Here is a 23,920-nt window from a genome sequence, read left to right as displayed (position 1 = left end):
CCCCGCCTCCAGTCCCTGGCTATCCACTGCAGGGTCTGTTCAACATCTCGATCGATAGTCAATCCGTAGCATGTGCCGCGAACTCTCTTGGCGGGACCCCGACGATTGCGGCGAAGGCGCGAGAAAAAGAACTCTGGTGCGAATACCCGAGTAGCCGTGAAATTTCCTCTATCGAGAATGTTGCTCTGTTGATTTCCCATTTGGCCCGTTCTATCAAGACCTGCTTTCTGACATCTCGGAAACTCAAACCGTAGGTCTCAAGCCGGCGATTCAGGGTGCGCGGGTGCATTTCAAGTATATCGCTCACCACGTTGAGGGTAATGGGATAGTCGCCAATGTAATACATCAACATCTGCGTAAGGATGTGCGGGACCTCGTCAGGGAAAGGTTTAGCGGGAATGCCAGGCTCCTTTATCGAGGCGGGTAAGGCACCTGGCGTTGCATCGAGGCCCGCCACCGGAACTTCTATGGCCGCTCTTGCTGCACCGGTGATCAGTTCGTCACAGGAAGCTGCAATGGCGAGCCGTTCTGCCCGCGATGGCCTCGTTGTAATGGCGATGCGTTTTGGGCGCCACTGGCGCCCAAGGTAGCGCTTCACAATGTGAACCAGGGTCCCCAGGGCGTACTGTTCGACCTGGAAGTACGCAGACCCCTTCCTGGGCAGGGTCGCTCGGTAAAACCAGACGTTACCTCCGATGGCTTCGAGTTGTCCGTGACTGACACTGGCGTGTTCGGAAATCGTGCTGCTGTAGCAGCGAATAGCCTCTCTCAGGGACGGCTGGTTTTCCAGTTGGTAGCCGAAGTGGCCGCCGCCGTAAACGCCGTACCGCATTGCTACTTTCCATCCGAGATCTTTATCGCGCAGTACACGAGCGGCTTCCTCAATGAACTGCCAAAGTCTATTCGTGGGTATGATCAGGTCGGGATTGTCAAAGTCTTCCCTGAGGGGGCAACGGCATACTCTCAGCAACTTGTCTGCGCCAATCCCGCAATCATGAAGGTAGTTGATGAAGGGTGACAGCTGGCTGCCACGTATCAATGGGATCGTACCGGTGTCCATGTCGGCGAGAGTAGTATGTCCAGAAATGATAAAAACCAAGTATAAACACCGGCGTGGATTTAGCTAGTATTGACCAGCAGAATTGTACTCGTGTGAGGCGTAACTGCATTTGGCCAGATACTCCGACCTTTTAATGATTGCGCGCAGCATCTCGCTCAACAGTTGGCTATCCGCACCGTCCTCGTTTGCAGGCAACATCAAACTGATCATGAGGGACCGCGTGATCCAAGAGAGCACCTTGAATTGAATACGCCGGTGGCGGGCAGGATTCGCCTTCTACCGACCAAGAGAGAAGAATATGAAGAAACATCTCACGGTTACTTTGCTTGCTCTAACAATCTCTATTGCAGCCAGTTTTTCCTTCGCCCAGGAAGCGGCAGCACCTAATCGAATAATGTTCACCAACGTCAACGTGTTTGATGGCGTCAGCAAATCGCTGGTTAAGAACACCAATGTGTTGGTGGAAGACAACCTCATAGCTGCAGTAGGTGTGTCAATCCCGAAGCCCGAAGGCGCCGAAGTGATCGACGGCGGTGGGCGTACCCTGATGCCGGGCCTGATCGACGCTCACGTCCACATGACCATTACCGAATCTATCGCCGACCTCAGGGACAACTATGACTGGATGTACTGGGGCGCAGTTTCCACCATTGAAGCGGAAAAGATGTTGCTGCGCGGGTTTACCAGTGTGCGGGACGCGGGTGGGCCCGCCATGGGGCTGCAGAAAGCTATCGATAAGGGCAAGGCTGTAGGCCCGCGCATCTACCCTTCCGGGCCGGTCATTTCGCAAACGTCAGGCCATGGCGAACATCGCCACTACACAGAACCGCACCCAAATTTTGAAGGTGCTTCCCCTTCTTTCTTTAATCAACACCTGGAATTCCTGGCTGACGGCGTTCCCGAAGTGCTGCGGGCGACACGGGAGGCCCTGCGCCTCGGCGCTTCACAAATCAAGGTAATGGCCGGTGGTGGCGTGTCGTCGAGTGTGGATCCACTGCACACCGTGCAATATTTGCCAGAGGAACTGGAGGCGGCTGTAAAAGCCGCAGCGGACTGGGACACATACGTGCTTGTACACGTTTACAATGATGAGGCTATCCTGCGTTCAATCGACGCCGGTGTCCTAAGTATTGACCATGCCCAACTGATGACCGAGGTTTCGGCGAAAGCAATCAAGAAAGCAGATGTTTGGGTCGTCCCCTTCTTCTCGCTGCTTGGATTGGACGAGGAGACCGTCAGGACAGCACTGGGACCCCATGCTGCACCCAAGTTTCTCAAGGTGCAGAACGGCGCCAGGAATCAGATGAAGCTGCTCAAAGAGTACAAGATTGAGAAAGTCGCATTTTCAACCGATATCATCGGTAGCCCTGCTGCGCTCACCAAACAGAATGACGAGTTCAAGTACCGCCTGGAAGCCTGGTCATCGCATGAAGTGTTGATGCAGGCAACATCAAAAGCTGGGGAATTGCTCGCCTTGTCGGGCAAACTGAACCCATACCCTGCTGGTCCGCTGGGTGTGATCAAGGAAGGCGCCTATGCGGACATCCTCCTGGTTGATGGCAACCCGGTGGAAGACGCCATGATCATGGTGGATTACGAGAACAACTTCGATCTGATTATGAAGGACGGCGTGATCTATAAGAACACATTGAACTGAGAGAGGGATGTTCCTCGCGTTGTCGAAGCACCGCTTCGAGCGAGGGTTCGCGCCGGCGCGTTATCAGCCGGCCGGGAGGCCGGACCCCGGAAGTCCTCTCCTGCTACCTGTGCGGGCACAAAAAAGGCCAGTCATGTGACCGGCCTTTCGAATGTGGTGCCCAGGAGAGGACTTGAACCTCCACGCCCTTGCGAGCACTAGCACCTGAAGCTAGCGTGTCTACCAATTTCACCACCTGGGCATCGCGGGTGGCGCTGTGTTTGCCGCAGCGCAACCCGAGGGCGCGCACTTTACTGACCCGAGGTGTTTTTGTCAATGCCGTGCCGGCAAAAATCGGCGGGTGAAAATAGTCGCTTGTAACGATCTGGGCAATGCCTTATATCGTAGTTAAATCATGACCTTATAAAAAACAGGCAAAGCCCATGAACTACGACGAACTCACCCTTGACCGCTTCATGGACGGACTGGTCAAGCGCAATCCCGGCGAGAAGGAATTCCACCAGGCCGTCCATGAGGTTGCCGCGTCGGTCATCCCCTACATACTGGATAAACAGCGCTACCGCGAGGCGCGCATCCTGGAGCGGATGACCGAGCCGGACCGGACGCTGATATTCCGCGTGGTGTGGGAGGACGATGAGGGCAACGTGCGCATCAACCGCGGCTACCGGGTGCAGTTCAACAATGCCATTGGCCCTTACAAGGGCGGGCTGCGTTTCCACCCCTCGGTCAACCTTTCCGTACTCAAGTTCCTGGGGTTTGAGCAGACTTTCAAGAACAGCCTCACCACCCTGCCCATGGGTTCTGGCAAGGGTGGGGCGGATTTCAATCCCAAGGGCAAGTCAGACCGCGAGGTGATGCGCTTCTGCCAGTCATACATGACGGAGCTCTGGCACCATATCGGTGCAGACGTGGATGTGCCCGCTGGCGACATCGGTGTCGGCGCCCGCGAAATCAGCTATATGTTCGGTCAGTACAAGCGCCTGGCCAAGGAGTTCACCGGCGTGCTCACCGGCAAGGCGCTGGAATATGGCGGCAGCCTGATCCGCACGGAAGCAACCGGTTATGGCAACGCCTTCTTTATGGAGGAAATGCTGCACCATCGCGACGACGGCATCGATGGCAAGACCTGCGTGGTGTCCGGTTCCGGCAACGTGGCGATATTCTGTGCCGAAAAGTTAATCCAGCTGGGCGGCAAGGTGGTGACTCTCTCGGATTCTTCTGGCTTTATTTACGACGCTGACGGCATCGACCAGGAGAAACTCGCCTGGATCAAGGAGCTGAAACTTGAGCGCCGGGGCCGTATACAGGAGTACGCCGAAAAATACGGCTGCGAGTTCCACGAGGGGCGTCCCTGGGGTGTGGAGTGTGACCTGGCTTTCCCCTGCGCCACGCAGAATGAGCTCGAGGAGGAGGATGCGCGCAAACTGGTCAGCAACGGCTGCATTGCCGTGTCCGAGGGCGCCAATATGCCGACAACGTCTGCTGCGGTGCATGTGCTGCAGGAAGCGGGGGTGGTTTACGGCCCGGGCAAGGCAGCGAACGCCGGCGGCGTGGCGGTGTCCGGCCTGGAGATGAGCCAGAACAGCCAGCGCATGTCCTGGACGGCGGATGAGCTGGAAACGCGGTTGCGGCAGATCGTCACCAATATTCATCGCAAGTGTGTCCGCTACGGGCAGGAAGAGGACCACGTGAACTATGTGCAGGGCGCCAATGTGGCCGGCTTCATCAAGGTGGCCGACGCCATGCTGGCCTATGGCGTGATCTGAGCCTGCGGGGGAAAGTGCCGCTATCCTCCGCTCCCTGGCGTATAATGAGGGTGTAGTCATCCACATCCTCATTTTTTGTGAGGATGTCAGCCTGCTATTGAGCGGGGAAGGGTGCTGCCGCTTACCGAATTTCGCATTGGCGGAACACCGCCTGATCGGGAGCGAGAACAATCCATTCACCCCACGTTTAATACATAGGCCCCATTTCATGGCCCGAGAGAAAAAAACCAAAACCGATCCTCACGCTGCGCGTGAAGCGGCCAATTACGATAATCCCATTCCCAGCAGGGAACTGATCCTCGAGTTGCTGGAAGAAGTCAACAAGCCGCTGAATCACGACAAACTGTGCAGAAAGCTGAACCTGACTGAAGCGGAACAGGTCGATGCCCTGCGCAAGCGCCTGCGCGCCATGGAGCGCGACGGCCAGATCATGTCGGATCGCAAGGGCGCTTACGGCCTGGTGGATAAGATGAACCTGATCCACTGCAAGGTGCAGGGCCACCGCGATGGCTACGGCTTTGCCATGCCGCTCGGCGAAGGTGACGACATCTATCTCAATGCGCGGCAGATGCACTTCGTGTTTGATGGCGACGAGGTGCTGATCATGGTCACCGGGGAGGACCGGCGTGGCCGCCTCGAGGGCAAGGTTGTCGAGGTGCTGTCGCGCGGCATTACCACGGTGGTGGGCCGCTACCAGGAAGAAAGCGGTATTGGCTTTGTCATCCCGGAGAACGGGCGCCTCACCCACCAGTTCCTGATCCCGCCAAAGGAGAAAAACGGTGCGGCCAATGGCCAGATCGTCACCGCGCAAATCACCGACTACCCCACACGGCGGCTGGGTGCCAAGGCGAGCATTACCGAGATACTCGGCGACCACCTCGACCCGGGCCTTGAAATCGACGTTGCCATTCGCTCCCACGGCATTCCCTTCGAGTGGCCGGAAGCGGTGCAGTCGGAGGCCGGCAGCCTTGATGAGGAGCCTGCAGAAGCCGACAAACAGCACCGCGTGGACCTGCGCAAGTTGCCTTTCGTCACCATCGACGGCGAGGACGCGCGCGACTTCGACGATGCGGTGTACTGCGAGAAGCGGCGCGGTGGCTGGCGCCTGTTTGTAGCCATCGCCGATGTGTCCCACTACGTCCGTCCCGGCATGGCCCTGGACGAAGAGGCGGCCAATCGCGGCAACTCGGTCTATTTCCCCGAGCGTGTGGTGCCGATGTTGCCGGAGGTGCTGTCCAACGGGCTGTGTTCGCTCAAACCCAGGGTCGATCGCCTGGCCATGGTGTGCGAAATGGAGCTGTCGCGGACGGGTCGGCTCACCCGGTATGAGTTCTATGAAGCGGTGATTCATTCTCATGCCCGACTGACCTACACCCAGGTGGGTGAGGTACTGGAATGGGGCAGCCACCCCGACGTGGACTCTGAGCGGGTAGACGACCTCGGTCGTTTGCACGCGCTGTACAAGGTCCTGCGCGGCGCCAGGGACGAGCGCGGCGCCATTGATTTCGATACCGTGGAAACACGCATTATTTTTGACCGCCAGAAAAAGATCGAGTCCATCGTGCCGGTGGTGCGCAATGATGCGCACAAGCTCATCGAAGAAGCCATGCTCTGTGCCAACGTGGCGGCCGCGCGCTTCTTCGAGGCCAACGAGTTGCCGATTCTCTACCGGGTGCACGAGGGGCCCAGTGAAGAAAAACTGGAAGCGCTGCGCAAATTCCTCGGGGAGCTGGGTCTGGAATTAAGCGGCGGCGTTAAACCCACACCGCTGCATTACCAGCATTTGTTGGAGCAGATCGCGGATCGTGACGACGCCCATGTGATCCAGACCATGTTGCTGCGTTCGCTCAGCCAGGCCAAGTACCAGCCCGAGAACGGCGGCCACTTCGGCCTGCACTACGAGGCCTATGCGCATTTCACCTCGCCGATCCGCCGCTATCCCGATTTGCTGGTTCACCGCGGCATTCGCTCCCTGGTGCGCTCACAGCAGCCGGCAGAGGGCGTGCGCCGTGTGGAGGGCGCCGAGCCAATCCCGGGCAAGCGGATCTTCCCCTACGACATCCATGCCATGACCGTGCACGGGGATCATTGCTCCATGACGGAGCGCCGCGCCGATGACGCCACTCGCGAGGTGGATGCATGGCTCAAGTGCGAATACCTGCAGGAGCACGTGGGCGACGAATTTGACGGCGTGATTGCCGCCGTGACCAGCTTCGGCCTGTTCGTGGAGCTCAGCGACCTGTACATCGAGGGCCTGGTGCATGTGACGTCTCTGCCGGGTGATTACTACAACTTTGATCACGCCAAGCAGCGACTTACCGGTGAGCGCACCGGGCGCAGTTTCCAGCTGGGCGGCAAGGTGCGGGTGCAGGTCGCCCGGGTGGACCTGGACGACCGCAAGATCGACCTGGAAATGATCGATGCGAGGCCGCCAAAGAAGGGGCCGAAACAGCAGGCATCGAAAAAGTCGGGACAGGCGAAAGAGAAAGGGTCCAGGCGCAAGCGCGGTGGCAAGTCCGCGACGGCCCAGAAAGGCCGTGGCAAGGGCAAGACAGGATTGCGGCGCCACCACTAGGCCGTGGCCGTCACTTCCGGCCCCTACCTAAAGGGTGAATAGCGCGATCGTGAGTGCGAGAGTGTAAGCATGCAGTACATCTATGGAATACATGCGGTTGACAGCCTGCTGCGGCAGAACCCGCGCTCGGTGCAGCGCCTGTGGGTGCAGCAGGGGCGGGAAGACAAGCGTATAGCGGCCCTGCTGGAGCTGGCCCAGAACCAGGGAGTGCCGATTGCCCGCGAGCCACGCAAGGACCTTGACGATATGGTCAGCGGGCGCCACCAGGGTGTGGTGGCGGAAACGCTGGATGCGCCGGTGCATGGTAGCGTTGTCCAGTCCAACCTGTGGCAGGAAAGCGATCTGCTGCGCGCCGTGGATGAAAAACAGGGGCCGGTGCTGATCCTGGTGCTCGACGGCGTCACCGACCCCCACAACCTGGGCGCCTGCCTGCGCAGTGCCGATGCCGCCGGTGTCGATGCGGTGGTAGTGCCCAAGGATAAGTCGGCCGACCTCACGCCCACCGCCCGCAAGGTGGCCTGCGGCGCCGCCGAAGTGGTGCCTTTTGTCCGGGTTACCAATATAGCCCGCACCCTCAAGGCCCTGCAGGAACGCAATGTGTGGGTCTACGGCACTGCTGGCGAGGCAGGAAAAACTATTTATGACAGTGACTTACGTGGCTCCGCTGCGCTGGTAATGGGCGCCGAGGGGGGCGGGCTGCGGCGCCTGACCCGCGAGCATTGCGATTTCCTGGTCAAGTTGCCCATGTCCGGCTCGGTAAGCAGCCTCAATGTCTCGGTGGCGACCGGCATCTGCCTGTTTGAGGTGGTGCGGCAGCGGGGGGCGTAAGCGGACACCGGGCAGGCTGGGCCGAGAGTTCTTGCACACATGGTCTAGGTGCCGGGTTTCCCTCCCGAAAATCGCCAATAAGCGTCAGCTGAGTCGATGACGGAGGACAGGTGCCGGAACTGCCGCCCGAAAATGTCGTCGGCCAGGGACGGCCGACGCCAAGCCTGGCACGGATGCCGCTTTTTGGCGGTTTTCGGGCGGCAGTTCCGGGACCTGGCCGGATACCGATTGCCTCACCGCCCGGCATTGCGAGCGTTAATGTAGAAGGGGCATTCCACAGGCTTGCTACCCCTGCTCAAACTCTATACAATCCGCGCCTCAAAATTTGCCCGGGGGCCCCGTGCCGCCGATCCTCCTTGCTGCACCACATTGATGGGCAGCATTAACCCGTAAGGAGCTATTCAATGCGTCATTACGAAATCGTATTTATGGTCCACCCGGACCAGTCAGAGCAAGTGCCCGGCATGATCGAGCGCTACTCCAACACCATCACCAAGGATGGTGGCCAGGTACACCGCCTGGAAGACTGGGGTCGTCGCCAGCTGGCCTACCCCATCAACAAGATCCACAAGGCACACTACGTGCTGATGAACGTGGAAGCATCCAACGACGCCATGGAAGAGTTGACCACCACCTTCCGTTACAACGACGCTGTGATCCGTAACCTGGTGATCCGCCGCGATGAGGCCGTGACCGGTGAATCCGACATCATGAAGGCCGAGAAAGAGTCGCGCGAGCGCAAGAGCCGTTACGAAGAGCGCAAGGCAGCCGAGGCCCCCGCGGCCGAGGAAAAGCCCGCCGAAAAAGCAGCAGAGCCGGCTGAAGAAACAGCCGCCTCCGAAGAGTAATAGAGAGGAGTATTGTCATGGCCCGTTTTTTCCGTCGCCGTAAGTTCTGCCGTTTCACCGCCGAAGGCGTTAAAGAGATCGATTACAAGGATCTCGACACCCTGAAGGCCTATGTGTCTGAAACTGGCAAGATCGTACCCAGTCGTATCACCGGTACCAAGGCCAAGTACCAGCGTCAGCTGGCTACCGCAGTGAAGCGCGCGCGTTTCCTGGCCCTGCTGCCGTACTCGGATTCCCATAACTAAGAATCCTGTACCGCGCTTGGCGTAGCGAGGCATCGGTCGATGAAGGCGATAGCTGAGTTTGCCATGCGCGGACGTTTCCAGGCCCTGCTGCTGACCGTGGCGGGCGCCGGAAGCCTGTTGTTTTGCTGGATCAGTGCCGCCGTGGTGGCACTGGTCACCCTGCGCAAAGGCGTGGGACCCGGGGTCCAGCTGTTGTTCTGGGCCCTGTTACCGTCGGGTGTGCTGTTGTATGCCGTCGGCGATGGTGGACCGCTCTCACTGCTGGTGGGAACGACACTGCTGGCGGTGATACTGCGCACCACTGTGAATCTGCCGTTGGCCGTATTGGCCAGCATTGCTGTAGGGGTTTTCAGTGCCCTGGTACTGATGACGCTGGGCAGCCACTATCTCGAGCAGATGGTGAGTGTTTTTGGCGAGTTCCTGGCCAATATGGAACAGCAGCTGTCACAGGGTGGTGAGCCCGTACAGCTGGCCCGGCCCACCGCCGCGCAGATCGCGGGAATGATGGGGGCTGGCACCGGGATGACTGCGGTGTTGTGCCTGATGCTGGGCCGCTACTGGCAGGCAGCCCTTTACAACCCGGGCGGTTTTGGCACTGAGTTCAGGGCGCTGCGGTATTCGCCGCTGGTGGTGACGGCCCTGGCCCTGGTAGCTGTTGTGCTGTCCAGTATCGGTGTTGAGTATCGCAGTTGGGCAATGATTGTGATGCTGCCGCTGAGTTTCGCCGGCCTCGCGCTGGTGCATGCCAGGGTCCACCTCAAGGGGCAGGGCACAGGTTGGCTGGTCGCCTTTTACCTGGCCTGGTTGATACTGGACCCGGTGAAGTTGATGGTGGTCTTCGCGGCTATCGCTGACAGCTGGTTTGATTTTCGCCAGCGCTGGAGTGGCTCTGCCACCCGGGATGTCAGCCGCCGCGATGACGAATGAGAATTTTGAAGTAGCGGGAGCACGCTCCCCATTAAGAGGAAAGTAAGATGGAAGTCATTTTGCTGGAGAACATCAGCAACCTGGGTGCCCTGGGTGACAAGGTTGACGTGAAAGCCGGTTTTGGCCGTAACTACCTGATCCCGCAGGGTAAAGCAGTGCCTGCCACTGAAGATGCAGTGGCCCAGTTTGAGGCGCGCCGCGCTGAACTGGAAGCGGCAGCAGCAGAGGCACTGGCCGCTGCGGAAGCGCGCGCTGCTGCAATTAACGAGCTGCAGCTGATCACCATCACCGCCAATGCCGGTGAAGAAGGCAAGCTGTTCGGCTCAATCGGCACGCGCGACATCGCCGACGCGGTCACCGCTGCCGGTGTGGAAATCGACAAGTCTGAAGTGCGCCTGCCTGAAGGTGCGCTGCGTGAGCTGGGTGAGTACGAGATCGTCATCCAGGTCCACGGCGACGTGACCGGCGATATCGCGCTGGCCGTGGTAGCCGAGTAAATCGTTGCCCGCTGCCCGGAAACGGGCGGCTGCAGAAGACTGAGATGCACCGGTCATAGCTGGCCGGTGCATTTTTTGTGTCTGTCACTTCAGTGTCGCGCGCCCTGAGAGCGGCTTCAGCCGCGATAGGGTGTGCAGATATCCCAACTGATCGCGGCTGAAGCCGCTCCTACGGGCGCCCCGGGCACATTTCACCTGGCAATCAACCGCAGATTGATGACAGCTGCCAGGCTTTTTCGGTACCCTGTCAGGCCAAATAAGAAATCGTAATACATGGAAGATCCCGGCTACCCACCCAACGTTTCCGAGCTGCCCGGTTCCGCCGATGGCGAGATAGCCCGGATCAAGATGCAGCCTCACTCGCTGGAAGCAGAGCAGTCCGTTATCGGCGGCCTGTTGCTCTCGGCGGATGGCTGGGACGCGGTGGCGGAAGAAGTGGCCGCCGCGGATTTCTACCGGCCGGCGCACCGCTCAATTTTCCGCGAAATCGCCCTGTTGGCTGACGCCGCAGAGCCCATCGACGTGATTACCGTGGCCGACAAGCTGGAAGCCAAGGGTGAGCTCGATGGCGCCGGCGGCCTGCCCTATCTCGCAGAGCTGGCCCAGAATACCCCCAGTGCGTCCAATATCAGGGCCTATGCCCAGGTTGTGCGGGAGCGTGCCAGCCTGCGCAAGCTGATTGAAGCGGCGCAGGAAATTGCCGATTCCGGCTTCAGCCCGGAGGGGCGCACTTCGCAGGAACTGCTGGACGAGGCCGAACGGCGCATCATGCAGATCAGCGAGCAGGGGCCCAAGGCCGGCGGGCCGCAGGAGGTTAACCCGCTGCTGAAAAAGGCACTCGACCGCATCGAGGAGCTGTACAGTTCGGGCGGGGACATTACCGGCCTGACCACGGGTTTCGCCGACCTCGACAACATGACCTCCGGGCTGCAGCCTTCAGACCTGGTTATCGTGGCGGGCCGACCCTCCATGGGTAAAACCTCCTTCGCCATGAACCTGGTGGAGAACGCCCTGTTGGGCACCCAGCGGCCGATCCTGGTGTTTTCCATGGAAATGCCGGCGGACCAGCTGGTGATTCGTATGCTGTCGTCCATTGGCCGCATCGACCAGACCCGTATCCGTACCGGTAAGCTGGAGCAGGAGGACTGGCCCAAGCTCACCGTCGCCATCAACAAGCTGCACGATATGCCGCTGTTTATCGACGATACGCCGGCATTGACGCCGACCGAGGTGCGCAGTCGCGTGCGCAAGGTGGTGCGCGAAAACAACGGTGAACTGGGCATGATCATGCTCGACTATCTGCAGCTGATGCAGGTGGCGGGATCCTCCGAGGGCCGCACGGCAGAGATTTCCGAGATTTCCCGCAGCCTGAAAGCCATCGCCAAGGAATTCCAGGTACCGGTCGTGGCGCTATCACAGCTGAACCGCTCCCTGGAACAGCGCCCCAACAAGCGTCCGGTCAACTCTGACCTGCGCGAATCCGGCGCCATCGAGCAGGATGCCGATGTGATCATGTTCATCTACCGGGACGAGGTCTACAACGAGGACTCACCGGACAAGGGCACCGCCGAAATCATCATCGGCAAGCAGCGTAACGGCCCGATCGGGATGTGCAAACTGGCGTTCATCGGCCAGTACACGCGCTTCGAGAATCTCGCCCGGGGCTTCGCTGACGAGCACTGATAACCGGCACGCTATCACGGGAAAATCTGGTCCCACAGGTCAAGCCAGTGCGGGTTCTTCTCCTCGATAATGCGCAGCTTCCATGCCCGGTGCCATTTTTTCAGCCGTTTTTCGCGCGCAATCGCATTGTCCATGTCTGTAAACAGTTCGAAATACACCAGTCGATGCACGGTGTAGCGACAGGTAAAGCCCTCCGCCAGCAGGTTCCTGTGTTGCCAGACACGCTGTATCAGATTGCTGGTGACGCCGATATAGAGCGTACCGTTACGCCGACTTGCCAGAATATAAACCGCAGGTTGCGAAGCCATCCTACCCTCCCTGGTATGGATGAGGCATCGAGCCTACTGGATTCCCGCCTGCGCGGGAATGACGTTGGCGAATACGGATGAATTACGCGTTGATTTGAGCACTGCCGTATTTGTAAAGCTTGTCACCCGCGCAGGCGGGAATCCCGCGTCAGGTAAGCCTTGACCGTGATTTGTCATCCCCGCGCAGGTGGGATCCTGCGTCAGGTAAGCCCTGGCCGTGATTTGTCATCCCCGCGTAGGTGGGGATCTCGCGTCAGGTAAGCCTTGACCGTGATTTGTCATCCCCGCGTAGGCGGTGCTCCGCCATCGCGGGATCCGGGGGATTGGAGGCTGGAGATGACTTACAGCCCGCTGCGTTCTCGCAACTGCTTCAGCTGTGCCAGCTGCTCCTCACGCGTTAGCGCTTGCGATGGCTTCTGCTCCAGCGCCGCGGGTTCCGGCATCTCCAGCTGCTCGCCTCGCAACACGGCCGAGACGTAACGCTGGTAGTTCTCCTTGAACACGGGCCAGGTCAGCCGTTCCGGGTTGTTGGCGAGGAAGAACCAGTCACTGTCGCGGCCTGCCAGGTAGACGGCAGCGTGGCTCCAGTCCTGCGCCGACTTGGGCGAGGGCGCCTGGCACGCCTCCACGTAGGCGTCGTGAGGAGCCGGCAGGCCCAAGTCTGATAGCCCGGCGTGGCAGCACTCGAGCATGCGGTGCAGGGTGGGGAGGTACTCGGAATGCTCGATGGCGTGTTTGGCACCTTTCAGGATCTGTTCCACCGGGAATCCCGCGAGCGAATCGAGCCACAGCTTCTTGATTTGCTTCAGCTGGCTCTGGTCGGGATAGGCGGCGTAGTACTGGTTGTGATAATTGAGGCGAAACAGGGCGAAGACCTGGTTGATGGCCTCCACATGCGCTTCGCTCGCCGCCCTGGCTGAATCAGTTGGCCCAGCTGGTGTCGGTGAGGTCGTCTTCGAGGCTTCGATCTCTTGTGCGACCCGTTGAATGAGTTCCCTGCTGTCCGCCATGGCTGGTGTCCGTCTGTTGTAATTGATGGCGCTTGGCCCAGTGGTATTTTACATGCTGCAGAAACTTGCTGTTCCAGGAGGTGTGCGCCTGGTTGGAATCCTTCCAGTAGACAATGAACTCCGGCAGTAGCGAGCGTGCAAATTCCAGGTCGATATGGGACATGCGCAGTATGTCATACACGTCCGAACTTGGCTGCCAGTGATCCACAATCCGTTTTGGCTCTGTGCTGTGTTCCAGGCTGGAGCTGAAGCGCGCCCACTGGATACGGATATGCTGGATAAACTTGGAGTTCAGCTCCTTGGGTGTGGTGCCGCGCTCGCGCCAGTAGAGGATGAACTCGGGGATCGCCTGTTCGATAAAGTCGGCGGCGATGCCACTGCGCGCCATGATCTCCATGGCGTCGTCGCTGGGCCGCCAGTTGGCGTCCAGCGGCATTGGCCCCTGCACCGCAAACGTCGACCCCTGGCTCTGCTGGCGGCGCCAGTTGCTGACCACATGCTGGCGGAACTTGTTTTCCCAGGCATGCGAGGTCTCGCCGCGTTCGCGCCAGTAAAAGATGAAATCTTCCAGTTGGTCGAGGGCGAACTGGCGCGGTATGTTGTGGTTCAGCGCCAGCAACTGCAGCAGGTCTTCGCTGGGCGCCCAGTGCACCGGCAGCAGCGAGGCGCTGCGGCGCGAGGGCGAGGCTGGCTGCGGCGTTGGCGTCGCCTCGGGGGCGGCCCGGCCGGACTGGACGGGTTCGTTGATGGCGAATAACAGGTGTTCGCTGCTGTGCAGTGGCGGCGATTCCACCAGGATGACGCCCTTGTCGACGAGTGAGCGGGTGATGCGGTGCAGGTCCACCGCATTCCAGAACGGCAGTGTGTGCAGCAGGAAATTCCGCTCTACCCTCAGCCAGGCAAAATTATCCCGCAGTTGCGCCTCTCGATGCTCAAACAGGGCCTGCAGGTGTTGCAGCAGGATGGCTTCCTCAAGGCCGATGGTCGCCGCGAGGCCGGGGGAAAATACCAGCTGTCGTTCGGGCACAAAAGAGGATTCGGACATCGTGTTTACGGTTTCTGTGGTCGGTCTGCTAGGATACCTGAACTCGACTTGAGCTGCGCGGAAAATCCTGCCCTGGCCACGCGGCACAGACACTTTCCAGACCCGGGAGAGACCACAACATGACCACTCAGCTCGCGTATGCCAAGGGCCCGTTGTCGCCGCCGGTGAGCGACGTCACCATCGGGCAGGTGCTGGCTGACACCGCGGCGCAGGCTGCCGATGCCATCGCCATGACAGACGGCAGCACCGACCCGGCGGCGCGGTGCCAGTGGACGTATGCCGAGCTTTACGATGAGGCCCAGGCGGTGGCCCGCACCCTGCTGCAGCGCTTCGAACCGGGCGAGCGGCTGGCCGTGTGGGCGCCCAATATGCCCGAATGGGTGGTACTGCAATACGGCTGCGCCCTGGCCGGCATAGTGCTGGTGACGGTGAACCCCTCATTCCAGGAAAAGGAGCTGGCTTACGTACTGCAGCAGTCACGCAGTGCCGGCGTGGTGGTGCTGCCGGAGTTTCGCGGCAACCGCATGCTGCAGCACGTGGAAGCCGTGCGCGACCAGTGCCCGACACTGCGCGAGGTGATTCGTTTCGATCAGTGGCAGGATTTGGTTGCCGCCGGCAGGGAGCTGACGCAGCCACTGCCCGAGGCGCAACCGCTGGATGCCTGCATGATTCAGTACACATCCGGTACCACCGGTTTTCCCAAGGGCGCGGTATTGCACCACCGTGGCCTGCTCAACAATGCAGCCCATGTGGGAGAGCGCACCGGCATGGAAGCGGGCGGTGCGCACATGGGCTACATGCCCCTGTTCCACACCGGGGGCAGTGTGCTCAGTGTGCTGGGGGCGTTGCACAAGCGCGCCAACCTGGTGGTGGTGCAGATGTTCGACCCCGGCCTGATTCTGGAACTGATGGAGACTTATCGGGCACGCAATATGTTCGGTGTGCCCACCATGCTGCTGGCGCTGATGGAACATCCGGACTTCACCCGCCGTGACCTGTCCTCCCTGCAGGCCGTCACCGGGGGTGGGGCGACCGTGCCGACCGCGCTGGTGGAGAAGATTGAATCCGGGCTGGGGGCGCCATTCACCATCGTCTTCGGGCAGACCGAGTGCTCGCCGGTGGCCTCCATGACCAGTGCTGACGACAGCCTGGAAGACAAGGCGAACACACTGGGCAGTCCCATGCCGCACGTGGAGGTGAAGATCATCGACCCGGCCAGCGGCGAGACGTTACCCGTGGGGGAACTGGGTGAATACTGCACCCGCGGCTATCACGTCATGCATGGTTACTTTGATATGCCCGAGGCCACCGCCGAGGCTATCGATGACGACGGCTGGCTGCATACCGGGGACCTGTGTGCAATGGATGCGCGCGGCTACACCCGGGTTGAGGGCCGGCTCAAGGATATGATCATTCGCGGCGGCGAGAATATCTACACGCGAGAGATCGAGGAGCTGTTGTTCAAGCACCCGGCCGTGGCAGACGTGGCGGTGGTGGGCCTGCCCAGCGAGCGCATGGGCGAGGAAGTGGCCGCTTTCCTGCGGCCTGCTCCCGGGGAAACGCTTGATCGCGAGGTGCTGTTTGCCTACGTTCGCGAGCACCTGTCGCCGCAGAAAACTCCGCGCTACTGGTTTCAAGTTGATGAGTACCCGATGACCGGCTCCGGAAAGATCCAGAAATTCGTGCTGCGCAAACAGTGGCAGGAAGGTGCCTTCACCGAGCTCCAGGGCTGACTCGGACAGCAACCCGCCAGCGCACAGATCTCTCTGCGGTATCCTGGAATGACTTTGCGAAATACGCCGGGTCGAGCAGGCTGGTGCGGGCGCCGGCGACCATGACATGACAACATTCGGCGTACCGCGTGCGCCGAGGCAAGGACACTGAGTAGAAAATGGCAAAACAGAAAACGGCCTTTGTATGCAACGAATGTGGCTCTGACTACGCCAAGTGGCAGGGCCAGTGCAGCGACTGCGGGCAGTGGAATACGATAACCGAAATCAGGCTGGGGCCGGCGGGCGGCAAGGGCAGTGGCCGGGCCGGTGGTGGAGTTACTGCCAGTCGCGCCGGGTTTGCCGGTGCACTGGACAGCGCGCGGGTGCTGCAGGACATCGATCTGGACGACCTGCCCCGGTTCTCCTCCGGTGCGGAAGAGTTCGACCGGGTGCTGGGCGGCGGCCTGGTGCCGGGTTCCGCCGTGCTGGTGGGGGGTAATCCCGGGGCGGGTAAAAGCACGCTGTTGCTGCAGACCATGTGTCACCTCGCCCGCTCCATGGAGGCGCTTTACATCACCGGAGAGGAGTCGTTGCAGCAGGTGGCGATGCGTGCGCGCAGGCTGCAATTGCCCACCGACAAGTTGCGCCTCATGTCAGAAACCAATGTCGAAACGATCGTCGCCGCGGCCGAGGAGTTCAAGCCCCGGGTGCTGGTAGTGGACTCCATACAGGTGGTGCACAGTGACGAAATTGCCTCTGCCCCCGGCAGCGTGTCACAGGTGCGCGAGTGCGCCGCCTACCTTACCCGCTTCGCCAAGCAGACCGGCACCGTACTGTTCCTGGTGGGGCATGTGACCAAGGACGGCTCCCTGGCCGGGCCCAAGGTGCTGGAGCATATGATTGATTGCTCGATCCTGTTGGAGGGAACCCACGATTCACGTTTTCGTACCCTGCGCGGACAGAAAAACCGTTTCGGCGCGGTCAATGAGCTGGGCGTTTTTGCCATGACCGAGCAGGGCATGCGCGAGGTAAAGAATCCGTCGGCAATTTTCCTGGACCGCAGCAGCGAGCCGGCATCTGGCTCGGCGGTAATGGTGGTCTGGGAGGGTACACGCCCCCTGCTGGTGGAAATCCAGGCGCTGGTGGACGACAGCCAACTGGGCAACCCGCGTCGGGTGGCAGTGGGCCTGGAGCAAAATCGCCTGGCCATGCTGCTGGCGGTGCTCCATCGCCATGGCGGCCTGCAGGTGGGGGACCAGGATGTGTTCGCCAACGTTGTCGGCGGGGTCAAGGTGCTGGAGACCAGTGCCGACCTGGCGCTGTTACTGGCGATCGTCTCCAGTTACCGCGACCGGCAGCTGCCGCGGGACATGGTGATTTTTGGCGAGGTAGGCCTGTCGGGAGAGATACGCCCGGTACCCTCCGGGCAGGAGCGCTTGTCGGAAGCGGCGAAACACGGCTTCAAGCGCGCTATCATACCCCGCGGCAACGCCCCGAAAAGCGCGCTGGCCGGGATGGACATTATCGCGGTGTCGAAATTGTCAGAGGCGCTGGCGGCAGTCGACTAGGGCGCCGCGTTTTTCGCGGCTATAGCCGCTCCCACAAGCAGAACAGGACGGGCGCGGCCAAAGGCAACAGAAACAACTGTAGGAGCGGCCACAGCCGCGATCACCGCGCAGACCAAGGCAGAGGTAGATCTGTAGGAGCGGCCACAGCCGCGATCACAGCACGCTACTCCAGCCGCGCCAACTCTTCCTCGAGCGCCGCCAGGTCCATGTGCTGGCCGAGCAGGTTCATCAGCGGTTCGATATTCTCGCGATCCACGTGCTGCACGGCAAAGCCAAGCCGCCCGGCCTCCACATGCTGCAGGTAGGCGTGTAACTCCAGTTCATTGCCATCCTGCAACTTGACGATGAGGGTGAAGGGCTCGTTGTACTGCGCATCCCAGACATCCGGTTGGTCGGTAGATATGCCGGACAGGGAAATATCAACGAGGCGTTGTGACCACATGTCTCCGCCCTGGTGCACTTCCACCGGGAGGTCCAGCTGCACGCGGGTAAAGTTGCGTTGCTCGTTGCGAATGTCGGACATGTAAAAAACCTTGATACCTTAGTGATCGTTCTACTATAGCGCCGGGCGTGGCGGAGGCAAATACCTGCACCATGAAAAGCGCAGATTGTGTTGTTTGTGGCGCAGGGATCACGCACGTGGATGCCACTGCTCGGGTGGTGGTTAGGGCCGGGGGTATGATCGCGGCTGTGGCCGCTCCTACGGGCCTGGGAGGCAAGCGGTTGCCACTGTAGGAGCGGCTACAGCCGCGAAGGGGTGCCGGTGGGCCGAATAATCGCGGCTGTAGCCGCTCCTGCGGGCAGGCGAAGTTACTTCAGCTTGCGATACTTGACCCGGTGAGGCTGGTCGGCGGCGGCGCCGAGGCGCTTGCGTCGGTCTTCCTCGTAGTCGGTGAAGTTACCCTCGTGGAATACCACGCCACCGTCGTCCTCGTAGGCGAGAATGTGGGTGGCGATGCGGTCCAGGAACCAGCGGTCGTGCGAGATCACCATGGCGGCACCGGGGAAAGCCAGCAGGGCCTCTTCCAGCGCGCGCAGGGTTTCCACGTCCAGGTCGTTGGTGGGTTCGTCCAGCAGCAACACGTTGGCGCCCTGCTTGAGCAGCTTGGCGAGGTGCAGGCGGTTGCGCTCACCGCCGGAGAGATCCTTCACGTATTTCTGCTGGTCAGAGCCCTTGAAGTTGAAACGTCCGCAGTAGGAGCGCGACGGCACCTCGTAGTTGCCGATGCGGATAATGTCATGACCGTCGGAGATCTCTTCCCACACGGTTTTCGAGCCGTCCAGGTCATCGCGGGACTGGTCGACATAACCCAGCTGCACCGTCTCGCCCACCTTTACCTCGCCGCCATCCGCTTGCTCGGCCCCGGTGAGGATCTTGAACAGCGTGGATTTACCCATGCCGTTGGCGCCAATGATGCCGACGATGGAACCCGGCGGTACCACGAAGCTTACATCATCGAACAGCAGGCGGTCGCCGAAAGCCTTTTTCAGGTTTTTTACCTCGATCACGTTGTCCCCGAGACGCGGGCCGGGGGGGATATAGATCTCATTGGTCTCGTTGCGGGCCTGGAATTCCTGTGACTGCAATTCGTCAAAGCGCTGCAGGCGGGCCTTGCTCTTGGCCTGCCGACCCTTGGGGTTGGAGCGCACCCACTCCAGCTCTGCCTTGATCGCTTTCTGGTGCGAGGCTTCCTGCCGCGCTTCCTGCTCCAGGCGTTTCTCCTTGGCGTCCAGCCAGTCGGAGTAGTTGCCTTCATAGGGTATTCCGCGGCCGCGGTCCAGTTCGAGAATCCAGCCGGCGGCGTTGTCGAGGAAGTAGCGGTCGTGGGTGATGGCCACCACGGTGCCCGGGAAACTCTCGAGGAAGCGTTCCAGCCAGGCCACGCTTTCCGCATCCAGGTGGTTGGTGGGCTCGTCCAGCAGGATCATGTCCGGGTTGGACAGCAGCAACCGACAAAGCGCCACGCGGCGGCGCTCACCGCCGGAAAGTGTGGTCACATCCGCATCCCAGGGCGGCAGGCGCAGGGCATCCGCGGCGACCTCCAGGCGATGGTCCAGGTTATGGGCGTCAGTGGCCTGGATAATGTCTTCCAGCCGCGCCTGCTCCTTGGCCAGGGCGTCGAAGTCGGCATCCGGCTCGGCGTAGTCGGCATACACCTTTTCCAGCCCGGCCAGTGCATCGATGGCCTCCTGTACGCCTTCCTCCACGTTGCCGCGCACGTCCTTTGCCGGATCCAGCTGCGGCTCCTGGGGCAGGTAACCGATCTTGATACCGGGTTGCGGGCGGGCCTCACCGACGATATCAGTATCCACGCCGGCCATGATGCGCAGCAGGGTGGACTTACCGGCGCCGTTCAGGCCCAGTACACCGATCTTGGCGCCGGGGAAGAACGACAGGGAGATGTCTTTGAGGATTTCTTTCTTGGGCGGCACGATTTTGCCGACCCGGTTCATGGTGTAGACGTATTGGGCCATGGATAACTCTCAACTGGGCTCACGAAGGCGCGGATTTTAGCAGTGCGTCGGCCGCGGCGCACCCCGCTGATGGTGACGCTGGCCGGTGAGGTCACGTCCGGGGTGCCGGGGTGCCGGCGCCAGGGGGCTGCCGGAAACAGGTGCCGCCGGCTTCGCGCCGGTATCAGTCGGTGTCTTCGAGGCGGGACACATCCACCGAGACGCTGAGCATCGGCGCCTTGCCACCGCCAAAAATCACGCCTTTCAGGGGTGTCACGTCGAAGTAGTCGCGCCCGAAGGCGGTCACGATGTGCTGGTAGGACGCGGCGGTGTCGTTGGTAGGGTCGAACTCCAGCCAGCCCTCGTCCGGGCAGAAATAGGCCACCCATGCGTGGGTAGCGTCTGCGCCGACCATTTTTTCCTTCCCCGGCGGGGGCAGGGTCTCGATATAACCGGAAACGTACTTCGCGGGGATGCCCACGGCCCGCAGGCAACCTATTTGCAGATGGGCGAAGTCCTGGCACACGCCGCGCTTGTGCTTGAGTACCTCGCTGAGAGGCGTGGCGATGGTGGTGAAGTCGGGGTCGTAGGCAAAGTCGCGGAAAATCCGCGTGGTCAGGTCTGACACGCAGGATTTCAGCGAGCGGTCGGGGATGAACGAAGGCTGGGCGTAGGCAGCCAGCTCCTCGGTGGCCTCGATCATCGGTGAATCCAGCAGGTACTCCCTGGCGTTCAGCATCTGCTGGGAACGGTTGTTGCGGATATGGTGCAGGGCCTGGCCGTAGGAGACACCAAAGTCCAGGTTCAGGTCGAGGTCGCGGTCAGAAATGTGCACCTCGCTTTCGGCGGTGATGACCAGCTCCTTGTGCGCGTTCTGGATCTCGAAGTGGTAGGCCTGGTTGCCAAAGTAGTCGGTGCGTGAACGGCTGACCGCCGGATGCGGTGATACCGTGACGCGACTGTTCAGGCAGCGTTGGCGCCGGGTATCACGCGGCATGACATTGGCCACGTTGTAGCAGGATGTGACCCTGGCAGCATAAGTGTAGTGAGTGGAGTGAATGACGCGAAAACGCATATCAGCTGCCTCCCTCCGGGACCGGCGCGATGGAGCCGGTGGCACCTGAGATGGGCGCCGCGGAGGCGGATCCGGCCAGCACAGACCCGGCGCCACCGAAACTGGAAACCAGCTGGTGTTGGCCGATGCGGTGATCGAAGTGTTTGTCGTTGATCAGGCGGCTGAACTCACGCAGCAGTTCCGCCAGCTGTGTCATCTGCCGGGCCAGCAGCTGGCGCTGGCCGTCACGGGCTTCAAGCAACTGCGGCAGGCGCGTCAGTTTTACCAGGGTGCTGGCCTCCAGCAGCGTGCGGCTCTCCTCATTCAGCTCGCCCGAGCCCTTGTCCGCCTTGGGCAGTTCAACCAGGTGTTCGTGCAGGCGCTCCAACTGGAAAATGACCGAGCGCGGGTTGGTGCTGTCGAGGAGCACCAGTTCCAGGCCCAGTTCGATGTCGCGCTTCTCGCGTCCGCGGCGTCGGTAGGTGATCAGGACTTCCATACTGGTGAGCAAGGCGGTGAGCAGGGTCACCTGTTCCATTTCGCCGCTGACCTCTGTCAGCAGGCCCTTGACGGTGGCGACTGTCTGCAGGGCGCGTTCAATGCGTTTGCCCATCTCAATGAAGCGCCAGCCCACGCTGCGGATCATCGACTCCTGGGTCAGGCCGGAGAGCCCCGCCAGTGCCGTGACCAATGGGTCCAGGGCCTCTTCCGGGGCGAAGGCCAGGCCGCCGGCGAGGTCGGCGTCGAGGTCGTCGAGGGCGTCGCGCAGGTCATTGATCACGCGGATAGTGTCGGTGGATAACAGTTCCTTGGATTCGTCCGCCGCCGACAGCATGGAGTTGATGGTGGAGCGCACGCTGCCGACGCGGTTGCCGTCGCGTACGATCTGCATCAGTTCCTCTTCCGGGTCCGCCAGCTGCTCTGGCGTGGCGTTGGTGAACCCCGGCAAGGTGTGGGTGATCTCGGATACGGTGTGCAGCAGGATGCGCTGGGCCTCGGGGCTGATAGGGTCCTCGCCATTGAGCATCACGAAAACGGTGCGCAGCAGGCGCATGGAGGCTTCCGCGCGTTCGGCATAGCGCCCCATCCAGTAGAGGTTTTCCACCACCCGGCTGGGCAGGCTGTCCAGCACCGGTTCGCTGGAGAAGCGCAAGGTCTCCGGGGTGGGGCCCTGTATCGGGGCACGCTCCGGTTCCGAGGCCGTAATCCAGGTGTCCTTGGACGGGCTGCCTTCCTGCATGCTGATGAACTGGCCGTCGGTACTGGTGCCGATGCGGGTGAGACCACCGGGCAGCACTGTATAGGACAGATCCGTAGCCACGGAAAATGTCCGCAGCAGGGTGGGGCGGGGCTCCAGGCCATTGCCGTTGAAGGTGGGGGTGTAGGACTTGCCCACTTTTTCTTGGGCCACGTACTGGTAGCGTTGACCCTGGATCCGGGCCTGCAGGGCCTGCAACTGCGCAGGATCAAGGTCGCCGCCGTAGACGCTGCTCTGGCCACTGCCTCGCCATGCATGCTTGATGATCAGCTTGTCGATATTGGCGATGATATAGGCCAGGTCGCGATCATCGCCGGCCCAGTAGGTTTTCACTGACGCCAGCCTGGGCTCGCGGCCCAGCAACTGCATCGAGATATCCGGCAGGTACTTGAGCAGGATGGCATTTTCCAGCACGCCGCTGCCCAGCGGATTGGCCAGCACCACGCGCCCGGTGCGCACCACTTCCAGCAGCCCGGGAACACCGAGCTGGGAATCCGCACGCAGCTCTACCGGGTCACAGAGCTCATCATCCACCCGGCGCAGCAATACATCGACCCGTCTGAGGCCGTCCAGGCTCTTCATCCACAGGAAGCCGTTGCGTACCACCAGGTCGCCGCTCTGGACCATGGGGAAACCCATGTAATTGGCAAGATACGCGTGCTCGAAATAGCTCTCGTTCTGGGCTCCGGCGGTTAGCAAGGCTATGCGCGGGATGTCTCCCGAGGGCGACAGCGAGCTCAGCTTTAGCCGCAGCCGCTGATAGAAGCTGGCGATGCGGTGCACGTGGCTGTCGCGGTACAGGCTGGGAAACACGCGTGACATCACGGTGCGGTTCTCCAGCACGTAGCCAGCACCTGAGGGCGCCTGGGTGCGGTCGGACAGCACGCACATGCTGCCGTCATCCCGCCGCACCATGTCCGCCGCGTGCAGGATGAGTTCCTGCTCACCGGGCATTTTGATGCCCTGGCAGGCGCGCAGGAAACCGCTGTGGCCGAATAGCGCCTCCGGCGGCAGCGCGCCGTGGCGAATCAGTTTGCGCGGTCCGTAGAGATCACGCAGGATCAGGTTGAACAGCTCGGAGCGTTCGATCAGGCCGGCTTCGATATTGGACCAGTCCGCGCTGTCGATGACGTAAGGCAGGGGGTCCAGTTCCCAGCTGGCGCTGGAGCTGCCGGGTTTCCCGTAAATGTTGTAGGTGGCGCCGTCATCGCGCAGGATCCGGCGCGCTTTCTGCTCGCGCTTGCGCAACGCTTCCGGGCCCAGGTTGTCGACACTGTCCAGCAGGTAGCGCCAGGCCGGGTTGACGGTGCCGTCGGCCAGCCTGGACTCGTCCAGCAACCCTGCCGGGGGGCTGTATTCAAGCCTTGCCTGCACGGCGTTCTGTGCGCTTTGGCCGATTGACTGGGATTGGGTCTGGGACATGTG

19 protein-coding genes and 1 tRNA gene are annotated in these 23,920 nt (G+C 61.1%); 11 read left to right on the top strand and 9 right to left on the bottom strand.

Features of this window, described 5'->3' with window-relative positions; genetic code table 11:
* Positions 1-58 precede the first annotated feature (58 nt).
* Positions 59-1,099: an AraC family transcriptional regulator gene (locus F0M18_RS16855; protein ID WP_149612636.1), complete on the bottom strand. Its 1,041-nt coding sequence runs from the start codon at positions 1,097-1,099 to the stop codon at positions 59-61.
* Between the two features lie 259 nt (positions 1,100-1,358).
* Between F0M18_RS16855 and F0M18_RS16850 the strand changes: the two genes are divergently transcribed.
* Positions 1,359-2,717, top strand: coding sequence for a metal-dependent hydrolase family protein (locus tag F0M18_RS16850; RefSeq protein WP_149612635.1), 1,359 nt, complete (start codon positions 1,359-1,361; stop codon positions 2,715-2,717).
* Between the two features lie 154 nt (positions 2,718-2,871).
* Here the strand turns inward: F0M18_RS16850 and F0M18_RS16845 are convergent.
* A tRNA-Leu gene (locus F0M18_RS16845) sits at positions 2,872-2,958 on the bottom strand.
* Between the two features lie 181 nt (positions 2,959-3,139).
* Between F0M18_RS16845 and gdhA the strand changes: the two genes are divergently transcribed.
* From gdhA to dnaB, 8 genes are all read left to right on the top strand, one after another.
* A complete protein-coding gene (gene gdhA / locus F0M18_RS16840) occupies positions 3,140-4,483 on the top strand; it encodes an NADP-specific glutamate dehydrogenase (protein WP_149612634.1) in 1,344 nt (447 codons plus the stop codon).
* Positions 4,484-4,691: 208 nt separating this feature from the next.
* The gene (gene rnr, locus F0M18_RS16835; protein ID WP_149612633.1) at positions 4,692-7,058 is read left to right on the top strand and encodes a ribonuclease R; all 2,367 of its coding nucleotides are present in this window, start codon (positions 4,692-4,694) and stop codon (positions 7,056-7,058) included.
* 69 nt (positions 7,059-7,127) lie between these two features.
* The gene (rlmB, locus tag F0M18_RS16830; RefSeq protein ID WP_149612632.1) at positions 7,128-7,886 is read left to right on the top strand and encodes a 23S rRNA (guanosine(2251)-2'-O)-methyltransferase RlmB; all 759 of its coding nucleotides are present in this window, start codon (positions 7,128-7,130) and stop codon (positions 7,884-7,886) included.
* Between the two features lie 404 nt (positions 7,887-8,290).
* Positions 8,291-8,734, top strand: coding sequence for a 30S ribosomal protein S6 (rpsF, locus tag F0M18_RS16825; RefSeq protein WP_149612631.1), 444 nt, complete (start codon positions 8,291-8,293; stop codon positions 8,732-8,734).
* Positions 8,735-8,751: 17 nt separating this feature from the next.
* A complete protein-coding gene (gene rpsR / locus F0M18_RS16820) occupies positions 8,752-8,979 on the top strand; it encodes a 30S ribosomal protein S18 (protein WP_149612630.1) in 228 nt (75 codons plus the stop codon).
* Between the two features lie 39 nt (positions 8,980-9,018).
* Positions 9,019-9,906, top strand: a complete 888-nt coding sequence (locus F0M18_RS16815; RefSeq protein WP_149612629.1) for a YybS family protein — start codon at positions 9,019-9,021, stop codon at positions 9,904-9,906.
* A gap of 47 nt (positions 9,907-9,953) precedes the next feature.
* Positions 9,954-10,403 (top strand): 50S ribosomal protein L9, encoded by a 450-nt coding sequence (gene rplI, locus F0M18_RS16810; RefSeq protein ID WP_149612628.1) that lies wholly within the window; start codon positions 9,954-9,956, stop codon positions 10,401-10,403.
* A 273-nt stretch (positions 10,404-10,676) separates the two neighbouring features.
* A complete protein-coding gene (gene dnaB / locus F0M18_RS16805) occupies positions 10,677-12,086 on the top strand; it encodes a replicative DNA helicase (RefSeq protein ID WP_149612627.1) in 1,410 nt (469 codons plus the stop codon).
* Between the two features lie 14 nt (positions 12,087-12,100).
* Here the strand turns inward: dnaB and F0M18_RS16800 are convergent, their stop codons facing one another.
* From F0M18_RS16800 to F0M18_RS16790, 3 genes are all read right to left on the bottom strand, one after another.
* Positions 12,101-12,394 (bottom strand): GIY-YIG nuclease family protein, encoded by a 294-nt coding sequence (locus tag F0M18_RS16800; protein WP_149612626.1) that lies wholly within the window; start codon positions 12,392-12,394, stop codon positions 12,101-12,103.
* A 341-nt stretch (positions 12,395-12,735) separates the two neighbouring features.
* Positions 12,736-13,287 (bottom strand): replication protein P, encoded by a 552-nt coding sequence (locus F0M18_RS16795; RefSeq protein ID WP_262500981.1) that lies wholly within the window; start codon positions 13,285-13,287, stop codon positions 12,736-12,738.
* Positions 13,288-13,315: 28 nt separating this feature from the next.
* Positions 13,316-14,449 (bottom strand): DnaT-like ssDNA-binding domain-containing protein, encoded by a 1,134-nt coding sequence (locus tag F0M18_RS16790; protein ID WP_149612625.1) that lies wholly within the window; start codon positions 14,447-14,449, stop codon positions 13,316-13,318.
* Between the two features lie 119 nt (positions 14,450-14,568).
* On the opposite strand from F0M18_RS16790, the gene F0M18_RS16785 reads away from it, so the two are divergent.
* Both F0M18_RS16785 and radA read left to right on the top strand, forming a co-directional pair.
* Positions 14,569-16,182, top strand: a complete 1,614-nt coding sequence (locus tag F0M18_RS16785; protein WP_149612624.1) for an AMP-binding protein — start codon at positions 14,569-14,571, stop codon at positions 16,180-16,182.
* A gap of 158 nt (positions 16,183-16,340) precedes the next feature.
* A complete protein-coding gene (radA, locus tag F0M18_RS16780) occupies positions 16,341-17,729 on the top strand; it encodes a DNA repair protein RadA (RefSeq protein ID WP_149612623.1) in 1,389 nt (462 codons plus the stop codon).
* Positions 17,730-17,892: 163 nt separating this feature from the next.
* On the opposite strand, the gene F0M18_RS16775 is transcribed toward radA, so the two are convergent.
* From F0M18_RS16775 to F0M18_RS16760, 4 genes are all read right to left on the bottom strand, one after another.
* Positions 17,893-18,252, bottom strand: coding sequence for a PilZ domain-containing protein (locus F0M18_RS16775; RefSeq protein WP_149612622.1), 360 nt, complete (start codon positions 18,250-18,252; stop codon positions 17,893-17,895).
* A 287-nt stretch (positions 18,253-18,539) separates the two neighbouring features.
* A complete protein-coding gene (gene ettA / locus F0M18_RS16770; protein WP_149612621.1) occupies positions 18,540-20,204 on the bottom strand; it encodes an energy-dependent translational throttle protein EttA in 1,665 nt (554 codons plus the stop codon).
* Between the two features lie 163 nt (positions 20,205-20,367).
* A complete protein-coding gene (locus tag F0M18_RS16765; RefSeq protein WP_149612620.1) occupies positions 20,368-21,258 on the bottom strand; it encodes a transglutaminase family protein in 891 nt (296 codons plus the stop codon).
* A 1-nt stretch (position 21,259) separates the two neighbouring features.
* Complete coding sequence (locus F0M18_RS16760) at positions 21,260-23,917, bottom strand: circularly permuted type 2 ATP-grasp protein (protein WP_149612619.1); 2,658 nt, start codon at positions 23,915-23,917, stop codon at positions 21,260-21,262.
* Between the last annotated feature and the right edge of the window lie 3 nt (positions 23,918-23,920).

The organism is Pseudohalioglobus sediminis (assembly GCF_008370495.1).
In the GTDB taxonomy this organism is placed as follows: Bacteria; Pseudomonadota; Gammaproteobacteria; order Pseudomonadales; family Halieaceae; genus Halioglobus.
Note: the sequence above shows the minus strand (reverse complement) of the source record. Positions and strands in the feature narration are given on the sequence as shown.